This window comes from Phyllobacterium brassicacearum, from assembly GCF_003010955.1.
GTDB classification, from domain to species: domain Bacteria; phylum Pseudomonadota; class Alphaproteobacteria; order Rhizobiales; family Rhizobiaceae; genus Phyllobacterium; species Phyllobacterium brassicacearum.
This window is the reverse complement of sequence record NZ_PGGO01000001.1, coordinates 112278-129419: the sequence shown is the minus strand read 5'-3', so window position 1 is coordinate 129419 and position 17142 is coordinate 112278. Positions and strand designations below refer to the sequence as shown.

14 protein-coding genes and 2 pseudogenes are annotated in these 17142 nt (G+C 59.0%); 6 read left to right on the top strand and 10 right to left on the bottom strand.

Features of this window, described 5'->3' with window-relative positions:
* Positions 1-88 precede the first annotated feature (88 nt).
* Positions 89-1111: an asparaginase gene (locus CU102_RS00665; protein ID WP_106709412.1), complete on the top strand. Its 1023-nt coding sequence runs from the start codon at positions 89-91 to the stop codon at positions 1109-1111.
* Here CU102_RS00665 and CU102_RS00660 read toward each other — a convergent pair.
* Positions 1104-2450: a TIGR03808 family TAT-translocated repetitive protein gene (locus tag CU102_RS00660; protein WP_106709039.1), complete on the bottom strand. Its 1347-nt coding sequence runs from the start codon at positions 2448-2450 to the stop codon at positions 1104-1106. The genes CU102_RS00665 and CU102_RS00660 overlap by 8 nt on opposite strands.
* A 78-nt stretch (positions 2451-2528) precedes the next feature.
* On the opposite strand from CU102_RS00660, the gene CU102_RS00655 reads away from it, so the two are divergent.
* On the top strand, positions 2529-3005 hold the full coding sequence (locus CU102_RS00655) for a GreA/GreB family elongation factor (RefSeq protein ID WP_106709038.1): 477 nt from the start codon (positions 2529-2531) through the stop codon (positions 3003-3005).
* Between the two features lie 57 nt (positions 3006-3062).
* Here the strand turns inward: CU102_RS00655 and CU102_RS00650 are convergent, their stop codons facing one another.
* The 6 genes and pseudogenes from CU102_RS00650 to CU102_RS00625 all read right to left on the bottom strand — a co-directional run bounded on the left by CU102_RS00650 (position 3063) and on the right by CU102_RS00625 (position 8843).
* Positions 3063-3482: a DUF1801 domain-containing protein gene (locus CU102_RS00650; RefSeq protein ID WP_208113785.1), complete on the bottom strand. Its 420-nt coding sequence runs from the start codon at positions 3480-3482 to the stop codon at positions 3063-3065.
* Between the two features lie 52 nt (positions 3483-3534).
* Positions 3535-3987 (bottom strand): DUF1801 domain-containing protein, encoded by a 453-nt coding sequence (locus CU102_RS00645; protein ID WP_106709037.1) that lies wholly within the window; start codon positions 3985-3987, stop codon positions 3535-3537.
* A gap of 74 nt (positions 3988-4061) precedes the next feature.
* Positions 4062-4244 (bottom strand): annotated as a pseudogene (locus tag CU102_RS00640) (type II toxin-antitoxin system death-on-curing family toxin); the annotation flags it as partial.
* Positions 4245-4275: 31 nt separating this feature from the next.
* Positions 4276-5268, bottom strand: a complete 993-nt coding sequence (locus CU102_RS00635) for a magnesium transporter CorA family protein (RefSeq protein ID WP_106709036.1) — start codon at positions 5266-5268, stop codon at positions 4276-4278.
* Between the two features lies 1 nt (position 5269).
* Positions 5270-7402 (bottom strand): methylmalonyl-CoA mutase, encoded by a 2133-nt coding sequence (scpA, locus tag CU102_RS00630; protein WP_106709035.1) that lies wholly within the window; start codon positions 7400-7402, stop codon positions 5270-5272.
* A 1-nt stretch (position 7403) separates the two neighbouring features.
* Positions 7404-8843 carry a methylmalonyl-CoA mutase subunit beta gene (locus tag CU102_RS00625; protein ID WP_106709034.1) on the bottom strand — a complete coding sequence of 480 codons (1440 nt, stop codon included), beginning with the start codon at positions 8841-8843 and terminating at the stop codon, positions 7404-7406.
* 212 nt (positions 8844-9055) lie between these two features.
* Here CU102_RS00625 and CU102_RS00620 point away from each other — a divergent pair, with 212 nt between their 5' ends.
* Entirely contained in the window at positions 9056-9820 is a 765-nt protein-coding gene (locus tag CU102_RS00620; protein WP_106709033.1) for an SDR family oxidoreductase, read from the top strand.
* A gap of 56 nt (positions 9821-9876) precedes the next feature.
* On the opposite strand, the gene CU102_RS00615 is transcribed toward CU102_RS00620, so the two are convergent.
* Positions 9877-10242, bottom strand: a complete 366-nt coding sequence (locus tag CU102_RS00615; protein WP_106709032.1) for a hypothetical protein — start codon at positions 10240-10242, stop codon at positions 9877-9879.
* A 340-nt stretch (positions 10243-10582) separates the two neighbouring features.
* Here CU102_RS00615 and CU102_RS00610 point away from each other — a divergent pair, with 340 nt between their 5' ends.
* From CU102_RS00610 to CU102_RS31045, 3 genes and pseudogenes are all read left to right on the top strand, one after another.
* The gene (locus CU102_RS00610; protein WP_106709031.1) at positions 10583-12109 is read left to right on the top strand and encodes a helicase HerA-like C-terminal domain-containing protein; all 1527 of its coding nucleotides are present in this window, start codon (positions 10583-10585) and stop codon (positions 12107-12109) included.
* 1168 nt (positions 12110-13277) lie between these two features.
* Positions 13278-13700 (top strand): annotated as a pseudogene (locus CU102_RS30765) (autotransporter outer membrane beta-barrel domain-containing protein); the annotation flags it as partial.
* Positions 13592-14011 carry an autotransporter outer membrane beta-barrel domain-containing protein gene (locus CU102_RS31045; protein WP_425351501.1) on the top strand — a complete coding sequence of 140 codons (420 nt, stop codon included), beginning with the start codon at positions 13592-13594 and terminating at the stop codon, positions 14009-14011. The pseudogene CU102_RS30765 and the gene CU102_RS31045, both read left to right, overlap by 109 nt.
* A 63-nt stretch (positions 14012-14074) precedes the next feature.
* On the opposite strand, the gene CU102_RS00595 is transcribed toward CU102_RS31045, so the two are convergent.
* Both CU102_RS00595 and CU102_RS00590 read right to left on the bottom strand, forming a co-directional pair.
* Positions 14075-15811, bottom strand: coding sequence for an arylsulfatase (locus CU102_RS00595; protein WP_106709028.1), 1737 nt, complete (start codon positions 15809-15811; stop codon positions 14075-14077).
* A 168-nt stretch (positions 15812-15979) separates the two neighbouring features.
* Entirely contained in the window at positions 15980-16693 is a 714-nt protein-coding gene (locus CU102_RS00590) for a L,D-transpeptidase (protein ID WP_106709410.1), read from the bottom strand.
* Positions 16694-17142: the final 449 nt, after the last annotated feature.

The following is a 17142-nucleotide window of genomic DNA, read 5'->3' as shown; positions in this document are numbered from 1 at the left end:
CAGTTTCTCCATTGGAAAGGCGGACAGAGCATCCTATAAGGGCAGTAATTCAGGCTGATTTCGGCCAAATTCGTGGGAAAAGTTGGGTATCATGAGCAATCCGGTGCTGGTTGAAGTTTTTCGGGGTGAGACGGTCGAAAGCCGCCATCGCGGTTCAGTCATCGTCACTGACGGCGATGGCAAGATTGTCTTTTCGCTCGGCGATATCGAACGTCCGACCTTTCCGCGCTCCGCGATCAAAGCCATCCAGGCGCTGCCTCTCGTGGAAAGCGGTGCGGCGGATGCCTATCACTTCGGCAGTGAAGAACTGGCCATGGCCTGCGCTTCGCACTCGGGCGAGCCGGAACATGTGAAGAAGGCCGCGGATATGCTGGGCCGCGCCGGGCTCGATGTTTCGGCCCTGGAGTGCGGCGCCCATTGGCCGTCGCAGCAGTCAGTTCTCATTGCACTCGCACGAACCGGCGAGGAGCCGACCGCCCTTCACAATAATTGCTCCGGCAAGCATGCGGGATTCCTGTGCACCTGCCGCCATCTCGGTATCGAGACGCGTGGCTATTCTGCGCTGGGATCGCCTGAGCAGGATATGGTGCGCGATGCGATGGAGGGCGTGACCGGTGCCGCCCATACGCTGGATCATTGCGGCACTGATGGCTGTTCCATCCCGACCTATGCCATTCCCCTGAGGAACCTTTCACATGGGTTTGCCCGCATGGCGACAGGCGCCGGGCTTGAACCGATACGCGCCAAGGCGGCGCGCCGCCTGCTGGATGCGACAATGGCCGCGCCGTTCTACGTCGCAGGCACCCACCGCGCATGCACGGAACTGATGGAGATGGCGCCGGGGCGGATCTTCGTGAAAACCGGGGCGGAGGGAGTATTCGTTGGCGCGGTGCCGGAACTTGGGCTCGGGATCGCGGTCAAATGCGATGACGGAACGACACGCGCCTCGGAAGCGATCATCGCGACCGTCCTGGCGCGGATCTTCCGCGATGAACCGGAGCTCGAGTCGAAGCTTGATCGATTTGCCGATCGTGAAATGCGCAACTGGAATGGCATTACTTACGGCGTCATCAGCCCAGCAGAGATACTGACGGACGCCGATATCAACTGATGATATTTCGCTCGACGATGAGGTTAGGATAATCCGCGACGCTCTTCCGGGTAAGGTCCTTGACCGTGGTCTCGGACCAGCTGTGGCCGACGATCCCGCCGTTGCGTGTGCCTTGAATGACGTTGTCGCTGATGACCGCTGTGCCGACTCCTTTGACGACACTGACATAGATCCCTTCGCCAGACGTGCGGATGATGTTGCCGGTGGCGATGACATTACGCATGTAGGGTCCCCATCCGAGCTGTATACCGTATAGCGGGGCATTTTCGATGACATTGCCCGTCACGGCAACGTCCGCCTCCACAGCAATACCAACGCCGAACGTGGCGGGATAAGGGCCTTTGGTGGAAAGGTTCCTGACGAGGTTGCCGCTACAGGTGCCCATGCGTCCACCGCCGTCGAAATTCACCATTGAAATGCCATTGGCGGCGCCATCCACCAGATTGTTGGCGATCACCGCACCTACAAACCCAAATTCTGAATAGATTGCGGTCTCGCCGCTTGCCATACAATTGTTGCCGGTGATCTGGAGATTGCTTACCGTATTGCCGCGGATCGCAGAGAACGCGCTTTCACTCACGATATTGTTGGCGACAATAACATTGTCGGCGCGGAAGACGTTGATGGCATTGCCGTTCTGGCCTGTGCCGCCGGTGTCCGCCCTGGTTTTCGCGACGCGATTACCGGTGATGATTGTTCCATCGCGTCCTTGCTCATATCGCTGGACGAGGATGCCGCCATTGCCACAATCGCTGATTTCATTGCCGGTGATGTGCAAGCCGCTTGAATCCGCAGCAAAGATTGCTGCGCCGGCGGCGCCGGAAATGCGGTTGCGCTCAATTCGTCCGCCGCATTTGAACAGGGCGATGGCATTCTTCCGCGCGCCGACAACATCACAATCGTCGAGGATAAGCTGGCTGACATTGCCGGCTTCGATGAGCCCGCCCGACCCTTCACCGAGCGGCCTGTTATCGCCGTCGGCGACTATGCCGGAGAGTTGTACCCGGCCGCCTCCGTTCGCTCTAAGCAGGCTCTTGTTGCCGCCGAACAGTAGTCTGGATTTTCCCGGAATACCCAGGAGATTGACATGGGCCGGCAACTGGATATCGGAAACGACATAGGTGCCCGGTGGTAGAAAAACCTGCTGCCCGGACGAACTTGCCGTCGTCAAAAGCGCGTTGAGTTTGACCGACTGATCGTCCGACGATCCCGCCCGCAAACCGAAGTCCACGGCATTGATCGATCCGGATGAGGTCTGTGCGCTGGCAACGCCCAGCAAGGCGTTGCTGCCACCGGCAAGCCCAGCCAGACCTGCAAGGACACGACGTCGGTCTATCATTGTATTATTCCGGAGTTGGAACGCCTAATCCGAAGGATTACACTTGCTGTTAGCCCCCGCAAGACCTACCTTTGAGTAATGAGCAGAGCCTTCACCAAGGACGACGACAACAATTCCTCCAATGATTTCGGCGAGCGCCCCATAAGCCCCCACCGCAACCTTGTGACGGAACAGGGATTGTTATTGATCGATGCCGAGATCGCCGCGGCGCATGAGGTGCTGGCCAAGGGTAATGCCGAGGCCGATCGCGATCTGATTGCCCGCGCCTCGCGTGATCTACGCTATTGGACGGCACGGCGGGAAACTGCGGAGGTCTCGCACCCCGATCCGCATAGCAATGTCGTGCGTTTCGGCATGACGGTTACCATCGTCGATGAACACGACAGGACGCAAACCTGGACAATCGTCGGCGAGGACGAAGTGGATGCCAGTCATGGCATGATCTCGCATGTCTCGCCCATGGCGGTGCTCATGTTTGGCAAATCCGTCGGCGACGCGTTCGAGCTCAACAGTCATGAATGGGAAATCACGGCCATAAGCGCGCCCCAGACCTGAATACAGCGCGAGTGCGCGCAGCTAACAGATTCAAGATCAAGCTGTTTGAGTTTTGTTTCACCGACGACGAGTGACAGCTCGCTTCGACGTGTTCAGTGCCACGGCGGCGAGAATGAGCGCCTTCAACGCTTTCTCATCAATGTCTTCGCCCTCATGGATATCGATGGCACGCCTGGTGTTGCCTTCGAGACTGGAATTGAAGAGGCCTGAAGGGTCGTCCAGCGAAGCCCCCTTGGCGAAGGTCATCTTCACGACAGCCTTGTACGTCTCGCCGGTGCAGATGATTCCGTCGTGCTCCCACACCGGCACGCCCCGCCACTTCCACTCCTCGACGACTTCTGGGTCCGCCTGCTTGATCAGGGCCCGAATTCGAGCGAGCGTCTCGCCCCGCCAATCACTCAGCTCCTTGATTCTCGCATCTATCAGCTGAGAGGGCGAGTTCCCCCCTTTTCCTTCCTTCAAGTCGCTGTTCTTCATGGGTATCGTCCTCCTCCTGATGGTTGCCAGACAGGCAGCTTGCACTGGCTGCTTACAATCGTTCGCCTGGCAGTTGGCTGGCCTGCTTCACCCAGTCGACGAACTGCGCTTCGTCGAGCTGGCCTTCATAAATATTGAGATACCGCACTTCCTTGTGTTTGGACTCGCCGGGCGGAACAGGATTTAGCGACGTGCCACGGAAGAACGTCACCTGGATGTACTTTGTGTAGCAATGCAGGCAGAGGAACCAGCTCTTCTCCTCCAACCCGTAGAAGGGCGAGTTCCATTTGACCGCCTTGCACACGCCGGGGACGGTGCGCTCGATCAGCTTGTCGAGATGGCGCCCGACGTCGCTTTTCCAGCCCGGCATGGCCGCGATGTAGGCCTGCACGGGCGCGTCACCGTAGCCTTTCGCGATCTGTGGGTTGCCGCCAGAGAGGAGGACCGGCTTGGCGTCGGCGTTATTGGCGACTTTCGTTGACTTGTTGGACGTCTCGTTGGCCATGGCGTTCACTCCATTGCGCGAGTTGGGATCGGTAGCACGACTCCGGCAAATGTGTCTGCTCCAGAGGATTCAAGTCAAGCCGTTTCAATCGGCTGGATATGATCGCGGAAAAAAGCTGCTGCGCCCACCCCATCGATTTCGCCGGCGGCGACCATCAGAACGAGCTGTATGATTTCCTCTGAAGTCGTCTCCAGGCTGACGCTATTGAAGTAGAGAAGAAGATCGGCTGCGGCGAAGCCTGTTCGCTTGTTGCCATTGGCGTTGCAAGCACACAAGGTAACCTTGGTTCTACAGCCAGCCCTTCTTGCGGAAGATCAGCAGCGGGATGATGGCCGAGGCGACCATCACGCCGATTGCCATCGGATAACCCCAGGTCTCCTTGAGTTCCGGCATGAATTCGAAGTTCATGCCATAGATGGATGCAACCAGCGTCGGCGGCATGAAGGCGACCGCCGCAACCGAGAAAATCTTGATGATTGCGTTCTGTTCAATTGAAATAAGACCCACAACCGTGTCCAGAAGGAACGTTATCTTGTTGGACAGGAAATCGACATAGGCACCAAGCGATTGCGTATCGCGCTCCAGTGATTTGATCCAGGCACGCGTTTCCTTCTTGTTGACGTTCTGCTCTGTCATGGCGGCCATATAGACGAGCAAGCGGCTTACGCCGGCGATGCTTTCGCGAACCTTCGAGAGAAAGGCTCCCTGTCCGCCGATCCGGGTAAGGCTGTCGCGAAAATTCTTCGTCGTCATCGGCCTGTCGTTTTCCGAGCGGCGGAAAATCGCGTGGGAGTGAACATCGATCTCCCCTGCAGCGTTCTCAAGGATGTCGGCGATACGGTCGGTCACGGCTTCGATAAGGCCAAGCAGGATCGTTACGCCGGTGCACTTGCCCGTGATGATGCCATTTCCAGGTTTCGTTACCCGGTTGATGAAGAGATTGAAGGCCTTTGGCTCGGTGTAGCGGACGGTAACCAGGAGCTGACCGGTAAGGATAAACGTCACCGGAGCTATGCCTTGATGCTTCTGATCGGTGGAATGCAGGATTGAGGCGGTTAGATATTGTGCGCCATTTTCGGCATAGAAGCGGCTTGATTCCTCGATCTCGACCATATCTTCGTGTGTCGGGATCGTCGCTTTGGTCCAGTTTTCGGTCTGCAGGTCTTCCTCGCGCGTCGGATTGACGAGGTCGACCCAGACGGCGTTCGCCGGCAATTCCGCGCCAGGGAGAGCGCCGCTTGCCATGAGGTAATCGTTTTCCAGTGTATAGACTAAAATCATTTCACAAGGATTCCAGTAACGTATCGATCAGTTTCTCGGCCGCCTCGCCGATCACCGTGCCAGGCGGAAAGATTGCGGTCGCGCCAGCTTGAAGAACCGCATCGAAGTCCTGGGGCGGAATCACACCACCAACAATGATGAGGATATCATCGCGGTCGCGCCGCCGCAGTGCTTCCTTCAGTTCGGGCACGAGGGTGAGATGTCCCGCGGCAAGCGACGATACGCCAACGATGCGCACATTGCTGTCGGCAGCAAGTTCGGCGACCTCGTCCGGCGTCTGGAACATTGCCCCGACGATGACTTCGAATCCGAGATCCCCAAAGGCGGTGGCGATGACCTTCTGGCCACGATCATGGCCATCCTGGCCCATCTTCGCGACAAGAATCCTTGGCTTTTCGCCGGTGCGCTTTTCGAACGCGGCCGCCTTGGCCTGTACGCGGTCGATGACCTCGCTCTTGCCGGCTTCCTTGCGGTAGACGCCGGAAATCGTATGGATTTCGGCGACATGGCGGCCATAGGCCTTTTCCAGCGCCAGCGAGATTTCGCCGACCGTTGCACGCGCCCGGGCTGCCTTGATCGCGAAGTCGAGCAGATTACCTTTTCCTGTTTTCGCCGCCGTCGTCAGCGCGGAAAGTGCGTTGTCGACGGCCGCCACATCGCGCGTGCCCTTCAATTGCTGCAGCTTGGAAAGCTGTCGGGCGCGCACCTCGGCATTGTCGACCTGTCGCACATCAACTTCCATGTCCTCGGTGGGACGATAGGAGTTGACGCCGATCACCGGCTGCTGGCCGCTGTCGATGCGCGCCTGCGTGCGTGCCGCGGCCGCTTCGATGCGCATTTTCGGAATGCCGCGCTCAATGGCCCTGGCCATTCCGCCCAGCGCCTCGATCTCTTCGATGTGGGAGAGTGCGCGTGCCGCAAGATCATGAGTGAGGCGTTCAACATAGGCCGACCCACCCCAAGGGTCGATAATGCGCGTCGTGCCGGATTCCTTTTGCAGGATCAGCTGCGTGTTGCGGGCAATCCGGGCCGAATGATCGGTGGGAAGTGCCAAAGCTTCGTCGAAGGAATTGGTGTGGAGCGACTGGGTATGGCCCTGCGTCGACGCCATGGCTTCGATCATCGTGCGCATGATGTTGTTGTAGGGGTCCTGCGCGGTCAGCGACCAGCCCGACGTTTGCGAATGGGTGCGCAGCGACAGCGAGCGTTCATCCTTCGGGTTGAAATTCTTCTTCATCAGCACGGCCCAGAGCAGACGCGCCGCGCGCAGTTTGGCAACTTCCATGTAGAAGTTCATGCCGATCGCCCAGAAGAACGAGAGACGCGGCGCAAATGCGTCGATGTCCTGACCGGCTGCCACGCCCGCCCGCGCATATTCGATGCCGTCGGCAATCGTGTAGGCAAGCTCGAGATCGGCGGTCGCTCCGGCTTCCTGCATGTGATAGCCGGAAATCGAGATCGAATTGAACTTCGGCATGTTTTCGGAGGTATAGGAAAAGATGTCTGAAACGATCCGCATCGAAGGCTGGGGGGGATAGATGTAGGTGTTGCGCACCATGAACTCTTTCAGAATGTCATTCTGAATAGTACCGGCTAGCTGCTCCTGGGAGACGCCCTGTTCTTCAGCTGCAACGATATAGAGCGCAAGGATGGGCAGCACCGCGCCATTCATGGTCATGGATACGGTCATTTCGCCAAGCGGAATGCCGTTGAAGAGCTGCTGCATGTCAAGAATGGAATCGATGGCGACACCCGCCATACCGACATCGCCGGCGACCCGCGGATGATCGCTGTCATAGCCGCGATGGGTGGCAAGATCGAAGGCGACTGAAAGGCCCTTCTGCCCGGCGCCGAGATTGCGCCGATAGAAGGCGTTGGATTCCTCGGCCGTCGAGAAGCCGGCATATTGGCGGATCGTCCAGGGCTGTTGCACATACATGGTGGGGTAGGGACCGCGAATGAAGGGCGCAGCGCCGGGGAAACTGTCGACATAGGGCAGGTTCTTCACGGCCGCGTCGCCATATGCGCGCTTGACCTTGATGCCTTCAGGCGTCTTCCAGCTTGCCGCCTCCGGCTTCGCGGCCGGGGTCTTCGGCTCTTGCCAGTCGATCGTGGTGAAATCGGGAATTCTCATATTATTCAGCGGCCTGCAATGTTTCGTCGATGCGCGGGAATGTCAGCGGTTCGCAGTGAACAACGCCGTCGGTCGGTAAGGGCATATGGGGTGCGTCGAGTACACTAACCGGCCGCTCCTGTTTCGCAGGGAACAGAGTGGTGCCGACGATGGCACGCCTGCCAGAACTGTACTCCTTCGTGCGGGCATGGCGCGCTTCGAGGACCCGCGCCTGCAGCTTGCCGTCGACAAGGCTTTGCAAAATGCCGCCGTCGCGTTCAAGTAGCTGGAACTCCTTCCAGGCGGCCTCGCATAATTTTTCGGTCAGGCTTTCGACAGCACCCGAACCACAGGCAGGGTCAGCCACGAAAGCCAGATTGCTTTCCTCGGCGAGGATGAGCTGGGTGTTGCGGGCGAGCCGCCGGGCAAAGGCATCAGGCAAGCCATGGGCGATTGTATGGGGCAGGATCGCGATCGAATCAGCCCCGCCGACGGCCCCAGCAAAACCCGCAATGGTCGTCCTCAATATATTGGTCTCGGGATCCTTTTTCGTCATCATCCGGTAGGAGGTTTCCGCATGAATGGTCGCACGCGACGGCCGCGCACCGCAGGCCTCCTGCAAGCGCGTCCACAGCCGCCGCATGGCCCGTACCTTGGCGATGGAAAGGAACTGGTCCTGATCGACGGAAAGCGCAAAGCCGATGTGCGGTGCAGCATAAACGATTGGCTGGCGCGCCTCCTCGAAGAGCCGGAAATGGCCCGCAGCAATGGATAACATAGCGCCGAGTTCCTGCGCCTCGGTGGCACCTGCATTGTGATAGACACGGCCGTCGGCCTCAAGCACGATGCCCGGAAGATCGGATGAGAAAAACCCGGAAAGCGATTGCGGCAGCGAGGCTTTCAGCGCTGCAACGCTCATGCGCAGGCGGCCCGTGCCAGCGAGCGTGGCAGCCGGATCAATGCCAAGCGAGAAGCTCAGTGTCTTCGGATTGACATCGCGTGGGCGCATGTAATCCACGAACCAGTCGGCGCAGGCGCGGCTCCTCGGGTGCACGTCCATCCGCAGATGGATCATGTCGAGATGCACGCCGTGGAGAACCTTGTCGACGGCCTCGCGGGTCGAGGGAAGGCCGTAGCCGAAAGCGTTCGGCGCACCCTCGAAAACCAGCGAAATGCCGGTGGCGCCGCTTTCGAGTTCTGCCAGTAGCTGCCTGTTGGCGCGAACCGGATCGGGATCGTCGATGCGCTGGACGATGTGCCAGGGCTGCGATGGACTCTTGCGCGGCGCCAGCTTTGCCTTGTGGCGGCGATCATAGAGCGGCTCGATCGCGATATTGTCGTCGGTCTTTGAAATCAGCGTTTCGGCAAAATCCGCGCCTTTCAGAGCTTTTTGCGCAAGTTTGACCCAGGTTTCCCGGTCAATCGCCGCAAATTCAGTTTCCTTGAGCAGTGACGCGTCCATGCTTTCTCCCGGTCGCCCGTATTTTTGCGTGGACTTTAGGGGGAGTCATGCTGCTTCGCAACAAAGCAAAGTGCCGCTGGCGCAACATATTGAAAACACGGGTGATTCCTCATGCTCCAGCAGAGCAATATCGATGCGCAGGTTTCGGGTGGTCGGGCCCGATCGGATGTGAAATTCCTGTGGTCGAACAGAAAGTCTGAAAGGCAGGAATCATGGGTATGCTCAAAGATAAGACCGCTATCGTCACCGGCGCGAGCTCCGGTATCGGCTATGAAACGGCAAGGCTCTTCGCCAGCGAAGGAGCGAATGTCATTGTCGCCGCACGCCGCCAGCCAGAGCTGGATAAGCTGGTTGCGGTGATCGAACGGGACGGGGGAAATGCAGTTGCGCAGGCTGGCGATGTCCGGGATGAGGACTATGCCAAGTCCTTGGTTGAATTGGCAGAAAGCCGGTTTGGCGGACTGGATATCGCGTTCAACAATGCCGGCGCCAATGGCGAGATGGGGCCAACGCCGGGAGTGTCGCTCGAAGGCTGGCGCGAGGCGCTGGACGTCAACCTGACGGGCTCCTTCCTCGGAGCGAAGTACCAGATCCCGGCGATGCAGAGGCGCGGAGGCGGCTCGCTGATCTTCACGTCGACTTTCGTCGGTCATACGGCAGGAATGCCAGGAACGGCAGCTTATGCTGCCAGCAAGGCCGGTGTGATCGGCCTGATGAAGACGTTAGCGGTAGAATTCGGTCCGCAGGGGATCAGGGTCAACGCCATCCTGCCGGGCGGTACGGCCACAAGCCTCGCAGAAGCCTGGGTAGACACGCCGGAGAAGCTCGCATTTGTTGAAGGATTACATGCGCTTAAGCGCCGTGCGACGCCGGCCGAAATCGCCCGCTCGGTTCTTTATCTCGCCTCCGACGCATCGAGCTTTACCACCGGATCGGCGATGCTGGCCGATGGCGGCGTCTCGATCAACCGGACCTGAAACGTAAAAGTGCGCGCCTCAGGGACGCGCACTTTTGTCTAGGCTAGACTGTTCGATCAGACGAACTGGCTCAATCCAGGAATGGAGTTGACCACCTCGTCGACCGGACCGCTGCCAGCCTTTTCCCGAGCAAAAGCAATGGTTTCCTTGGAAATTCCGGTGATTTCGCCCATGCCGAGTCCAATGCCCATCAGCTTGGAGCCAAGGCCCATGACACCCGGCATCAGGCCGGAAAGCAGGCCGCCGCTACCCTGGGCTTCGGCGATGGCGGCTTCCGCACCCGGAAAGCCGGCGATGAGCTGGCCCACCTTGTCGGCCGGACCTTCTTTTTGCAGGAACGCCAGAATCAGGCCAACGGCCTTGGTCGCCGTTGCGGGGTCGGTGCCGACATTGGCGGAAATGCGCGCGATGAGTTCGTCCATGAGCCTAATCTCCCGTCTATCATGAATTACGTTTACGTAATATGCGGGAATTCTCTCCCGCACAAGGGTCTGCGTCAATCTGGACCAGCCTCGCAACCGCGTACAATCAAATTGCAATTGGACGATGAAATTCCTGTACCGGTTTCGCTTTTTCCTGTGCGGGAATCCCTTCGGCGCGTGCCGAATTGGCACGGTTTGGTTCGACTTCAATCCGGGATACCGGCTGGCGCATCCAATTTTCCGGCCGCGAAGAATTGCTTGACCATTGTCCGTTCCGGATTGGCTGTTTATACCGTGGATGAGAGTCTGAGTGACACCAACGGGACGAGGACAAGACGATATGGCCGCTGACAGCATTTTCCTTGGTGCAAGCCGCAAGCCCGACAACTCCTACAGCCAAGCCGAATCGTTGCTGCTGAAATTCGGCAACCGCCATGGTCTGATCACCGGTGCAACCGGGACAGGTAAGACAGTCTCTCTGCAAGTTTTGGCTGAGGGGTTCTCTGAAGCCGGCGTTCCGGTGTTCTGCGCCGACATCAAGGGCGACCTTTCGGGGATCGGCGCGAAAGGTGAGGAGAAGGACTTCCTTTTGAAGCGCGCTGCCGAGGTCAAGCTCGACCCCTATGAGTTTGGCGCCTCGCCGGTCATCTTCTGGGACATTTTCGGCGAACAGGGCCACCCCATCCGCTCAACGATTTCGGAAATGGGACCCTTGCTGCTGTCACGGCTGATGAACTTGACCGAAGCGCAGGAAGGCGTGCTCAACATCGCCTTCAAGATCGCCGACGAGGAGGGGCTCCTGCTCCTCGACATGAAGGACCTGCAGGCTCTGCTCGTCAACATCGCGGAACGGGCCGAGGAAATCTCTGCCCGATACGGCAATGTCACCAAGCCCTCGGTCGGGGCGATCCAGCGCTCGCTGCTGGTGCTGGAACAGCAGGGCGGTACCAAGTTCTTCGGTGAACCGGCGCTGAAGATCGCCGATATCATGCGCACCGATACGAATGGCCGCGGTCTCGTCAGCGTTCTTGCCGCTGACAAGCTGATGATGAACCCGCGCCTCTACTCGACGTTTCTGCTGTGGCTCCTGTCGGAACTTTTTGAGGAGCTGCCGGAAATCGGCGACCCGGACAAGCCGCGCCTGGTCTTCTTCTTCGACGAGGCGCATCTGCTCTTCAACGAGGCGCCGAAGGCATTGCTTACCCGCGTCGAGCAGGTGGTTCGCCTGATCCGTTCCAAGGGGGTCGGCGTCTTCTTCATCTCGCAGAACCCGCTGGACGTGCCGGAGACAGTGCTGGCGCAGCTTGGCAACCGCGTGCAGCATGCATTGCGGGCCTACACGCCGCGCGAGCAGAATGCGGTGAAAACCGCGGCCGACACGTTCCGCCCCAATCCGGATTTCAACACGTTCGAGACGATCACCAACCTTGCGACCGGCGAGGCACTCGTCTCGACGCTTGCCGACAAGGGCGTGCCGTCCATGGTGCAGCGGACGCTGATGCGTCCGCCCGCGGGACGCATCGGACCGCTGACGAGCGATGAACGCCAGGGCCTGATCAATGCGAGCCCGGTCGCCGGGCTCTATGACGAAATGGTCGACCGCGAATCGGCCTACGAACTCCTGCAGAAAAAGGCCGAGCAGACGAAAACCGAGGCCGAGGCGAAGCAAACCCAAGAGGCGGACAGCACCAGCGGCTGGAGCCTTCCCGACATTCTCGGCGGCGGCCAGCCAGGTCCGCGCGGCGGCGCACCCCGCGGCCGGCAGACGGTCGCGGAAGCCGCAATGAAATCCGTTGTCCGCTCGGTGGGAAACTCGCTCGGACGGGCGCTGGTTCGCGGCATTCTGGGAAGCCTGAGCCGGCGCTGAACGCCGGCAACCTGCGCGATCACGCTATCAATATAACAACTTGAAATTGTGTATTTTTTTGCAACATGCATATTAATTAACCGTGCCTCGAATTCAGGCAGTTGACACAACGGTACACAACCGCAAGGCTGCATCAGCCAGTTTTGTAGTTCATATTGCCTGATTTTTTTTAAAGGACGCTTTTCATGTATGCATTTCCAAGGGCGGATTCCGTCCATTCTCCGCTATTGCCTTCATTCCATCGCGCCCGCCGCACACTGCTTGCCTTTGCGTCGGCAGCTGCGATCGCTATTGCCACAATGCCCTCCGGAGCGCTGGCAGATGGCAAATATTTCATGGCGGATGGCAGCAAAACCAATGACTTTGAAGAGGCTGCGACGAGCTGGCGCACGCCGGAGTTTCTGAAGGATCACGCCCTGGCGGGTGTGAAGGCAGAGTATGCCTATGCCTTGGGGTTTACGGGCAAGAGTGTGGTTCTTGGAGAAGTGGATTCGGGCGTTCTCGCATTTCATCCGCAATTATCGGGGAAGGTCACATCTCTGACCGTTACCGGCATCTATGGTGCCTATGGATGGCGGTACGAAAGCGGAAACAGAAATCGCACCTGGAAGGCGGGTGACAAATTTTCGATTGCCGGAGACTATGATGTCTTGATCAATGACAGCCACGGCACTGCGGCGGCAGGAGAAATGGTCGCAAGGCGAGATGCGACCAGCGTCAAAGCCACGCTTGCCCGCAACGGCGTCCCCTTTGAATCCGTGGGTTCGACCTACAATGAACGGGCGCTGCTCCGCGGTATCGACAGCGCCGGCTTCGGCAATCCGCTGCATGACATGATTGTCGTTGCCGACAACAGGGAAATGCCGGCCGCCGTGGCTGCCGGTATCAGCGAAGGGCTCGTTGCCACGACGATCGCCGGCGTGCTTGCCAAGGATGCAAGCGTGATCGGCAATGCGGCGAAAAATCGTATCCGCGCTGCCTTTGACGGGGTAGCCGTGAAGGAGCAAGCGGTGATAGCGTCACCGCTGGCTTACGCTCCGGCGCAACGAGCCAAGACCAGCGATGCTTTCGCAGCAGTAGCGCCTGTACCACGACCGCCCTGTGAGGCGAGGCGTATGGCGGATGGGCGCATGCGGACGGCGATGGCAATGCCTCGGGCTACAGCCGCAACACCGGCGGCTTCGTCACCGGGCTCGACGGTGTGGTCGCGGATGATTGGCGCATTGGCGTGCTCGCCGGTTATGGCAATACGTCGCTCGATAGCGGAGCTTCGAATGCTTCGGTCGACAACTATTCGATCGGGCTTTATGGCGGCACCGCGTGGGACAATCTGCGCTTGAGCCTTGGCACAGCTCTTACCCAAAATGAGATCGACACCGACCGCACGGCGGTCTTCGGCGATCTCGTCAACAGTCACAGCGCTTCCTATGATGCGAAGATCGTGCAGGTATTCGGCGAGCTCGGCTATGCAATCAAGACGCCATATGCCGATTTCGAGCCCTTCGCTGCGGCGAGCTACGTGCATTTGAAGCCGGGCGGCTTTCAGGAGATCGGCGAGATCAGACCGGGCTGGCAGGAACGAGCGACCTGACGACGACGACACTCGGCTTTCGCACCTCACGCAGCTTTGCCCTGAGCGACACGCTTGGCCTGACGGCGAGAGGGCTGCTTGGCTGGAGCCATGCCTTCGGCGATGTAACGCCGGCGGCAAAGTTGGCCTTTGCTGGCGGCCAGCCCTTCACGGTCCAGGGGCTGCCGGTCGCGCGAGATACCGGCATAGTCGAGGCGGGATTTGATGTCGGCATTGGCAAAAGCACGACGCTCGGCCTGACCTACACCGGGCAGTTCTCCAACAGGGCCAGCGACAACGCGGTGAAAGCCGTCCTGACGGTCAGGTTCTAAGCGGCAATGCCCTCCCGATCGGGAGGGCATCGCCTCAATCGGAGTTGGTCGTGGGGCAGGAGTTCAATTCGCTCCTTCGCGCCTCCGTGCATCCTTCAGATCCTCCAGCGTATCTTCCATGATCGTCGCTGGTACGAAGCTTGGCGGAAATGAGCGCGGCGGGAACTCCTTGAACGTCTCCACGAACTGGAAAACCTCGTCCATGACGCCGTAGACCTGCCCGACGTGGTTGAGCTGCCAATCCCAGAAGGTATTGGACGTAATATCAGCCCGCTCGAACGGATCCTGGTAGAGGTTGTAGATCTTCTGCAGGCGCAGTTTCGTGAAAGGCTCCGCCCAAACGCCCATCGTCCCGGGAAGGCGCTGCTCCGCATAGACATACTTGTAGTCACCCTTGCGCATGGCCACCAGCAAGCCGTCATCGTCGGAGTAGAAAAACTTGTCGCGTGCGCTTTTCGCTGTGCTGTTTTCCGAAACTGTGCCGCTGACGGTGCGCAGGAATTCAGACTGGTCGTAACCGTCGAGGTGCACCTTGTAGTTGATGCCATTGGCCGTATAGCCGGCCTTGAGCTTGTTGACGACGTCCGGTTCACCCGCGGCTGCGCAAAGAGTGGGAACCCAGTCATTGTGGCTCATCAGCTCGTTGGTGACTGTGCCGGGCTTGATCACACCCGGCCAGCGGACCAGGCAAGGGACGCGGAAGGCGCCTTCCCAGTTCGTGTTCTTCTCTGAGCGGAACCAGGTCATGGCTCCGTCCGGCCAGCTGTTCATATGCGGGCCGTTGTCGCTGGTGTAGACAACGATCGTGTCGTTGGCGATCCCCATGTCATCAAGTGTTTTCAGGATGGTGCCGATCGTATCGTCATGCTCGAGCATGCCATCGATGTACTCGCTGTCGCCGTGAGTGTAGCGGCCGCGGTGTTCGGGACGGACATGTGTGCGCAAGTGCATGCGTGTCGAGTTGAACCAGCAGAAAAACGGCTTGCCTGCGGATTGCTGCCGCTTCATGAAATCGATCGCCGCAGCCGATGTTTCGTCGTCGATCGTTTCCATGCGCTTCTTGGTCAGCGCCCCGGTGTCCTCGATGGTTTGCTTGCCGATCTTGCCGAAACGCGGATCGACGGTAGTGTCGTCGGTGTCGGTTGCCTTGCACTTCAGAACGCCGCGCGGCCCAAACTTGGCTAGGTAGGCGGGGTCCTTGGGATAATCCGGCAATTCCGGCTCTTCTTCGGCATTCAGATGGTAGAGGTTGCCGAAGAATTCATCAAATCCATTGACTGTCGGCAGCGTTTCGTTGCGGTCGCCGACATGGTTCTTGCCGAACTGGCCGGTGGCATAGCCAAGGTTCTTGAGAAGGCCGCCAATGGAGGGGTCCAGCTGGCTCATGCCCATCGGCGCGCCGGGGAAGCCGACCTTGGTCAGACCTGTGCGGATGCCATGTTGGCCGGTGAGGAATGCTGCGCGGCCAGCAGTGCACGACTGCTCGCCATAGTAGTGGAGGAACATGACGCCCTCACGGCCGATGCGGTCAATGTTCGGCGTGGGATAGCCCATAAGTCCGTGGGTATAGGCACTGATATTCGCGATGCCGACATCGTCACCGAAGATGACAAGGATATTCGGCTGTTTCCCGCCTGGGGCAGCCGGTTGCTGCTGCGCCTGCGCTGTCCGGACCGATGAAATCGATGCCGCTACCGATGTCGCGGCCAGTGCCGTCGCACCAAGCAGGAGGCCGCGGCGATTGACGTTGCGTGGAGTATCTGTATCGGACGATTTTTTGGTGGGGCCGAACGTGGTCATATAACTTTTCCCTTCGGAGGACCGGATGCCTGCCGGCGAGGGAAAGCTAACAAAAGTATGAATCCAAGTACGTTACGGTTACAGAACTGTTGGCCAAAGCGGGATGCCTCGACAAAAAAGTCCGGCGGACTGACGTGCCGGACTTTCGTACTCTTGAGTGCCTTGAGCCTAGATCACCAGCACCGGCGACTTGTTCGGAACGCGGTCGTAGAGGTCGATGATGTCCTGATTGATCAGGCGGACGCAGCCGGAGGAAACCGCCTTGCCGATCGACCACCATTCCGGCGAGCCGTGCAGGCGATAGAGCGTATCGACACCATTCTGGAAAATATAAAGAGCGCGGGCGCCAAGCGGGTTTTTGAGGCCGGGCTCCATGCCGCCATTCCGTGCGCTGTATTTGACCAGTTCCGGCTGGCGGGCAACCATCTCGTCCGGCGGCGTCCACTTGGGCCAATGGCGCTTCCACTGGATCACGGCGCGTCCGGACCAGGCGAAACCTTCCTTGCCGATACCGACACCATAGCGGATGGCCTGGCCGCCTTCGCGCACCAGATAGAGAAACTTGTCGTTGGTATCGACGACGATCGTACCTGGCTGTTCGCCGGTCGGATCCTGGACGATCTGGCGCAGATAGCGCTTGTCCATCTTCTCGATCGGGATCGCCGGCAGCTGATACCCGTCATCTTCGCGTGCTGAATACATTGCCGCATAGGACGCGAACGCCGGGTCGACATCCATTTGTGGCTGCCTGAGCGGATTGCCGTAATCGTCGACCTGGATCACCGGCAAATCGCCGGGGATCTGGGCGCAGCCTGCGAGACCGGCTGCCGCTGTAGCAGCCATTGCAGCAAGAAAGCCGCGGCGGGAGATTGTGTTTTGCATCATTGAACCAAATTCGTGGCGGAGAGGACTGCGGAAATTGACGAGCCCTAATCGCACAATGCATATGGCGGCTAACCGTTTACAATAGGGCTCAAACAAGGCGGGGCGGCGACTGTTGCACCGCAGCAACAGAAAGCCGGGGTGCAAGCGATTATGCCCGTTCAACTGCGGATAAACACTTTGTGAGGCAGCATATTGCGGATCGCTGCAGCCTGCCGAAAGCAGAATCAGGTTAGTCGAATCGACAGAGGCCATTGACCTAGCCGTCGAATGGTCTTTCGATAAGAGTCCGTCTTGAAAGTCTACTGCGGTGGCCATCTGACGCAATTTTCTGTGCTTCCGGTGCTCGCGTACTTTGAGTACGCTATGCTCCGGTTCTCGAAAATCACGTCATCTGCTTCACCGCAGCGCCTTTCCAAACGGGCTCTTAGGAACAACGGCAAGCAGAA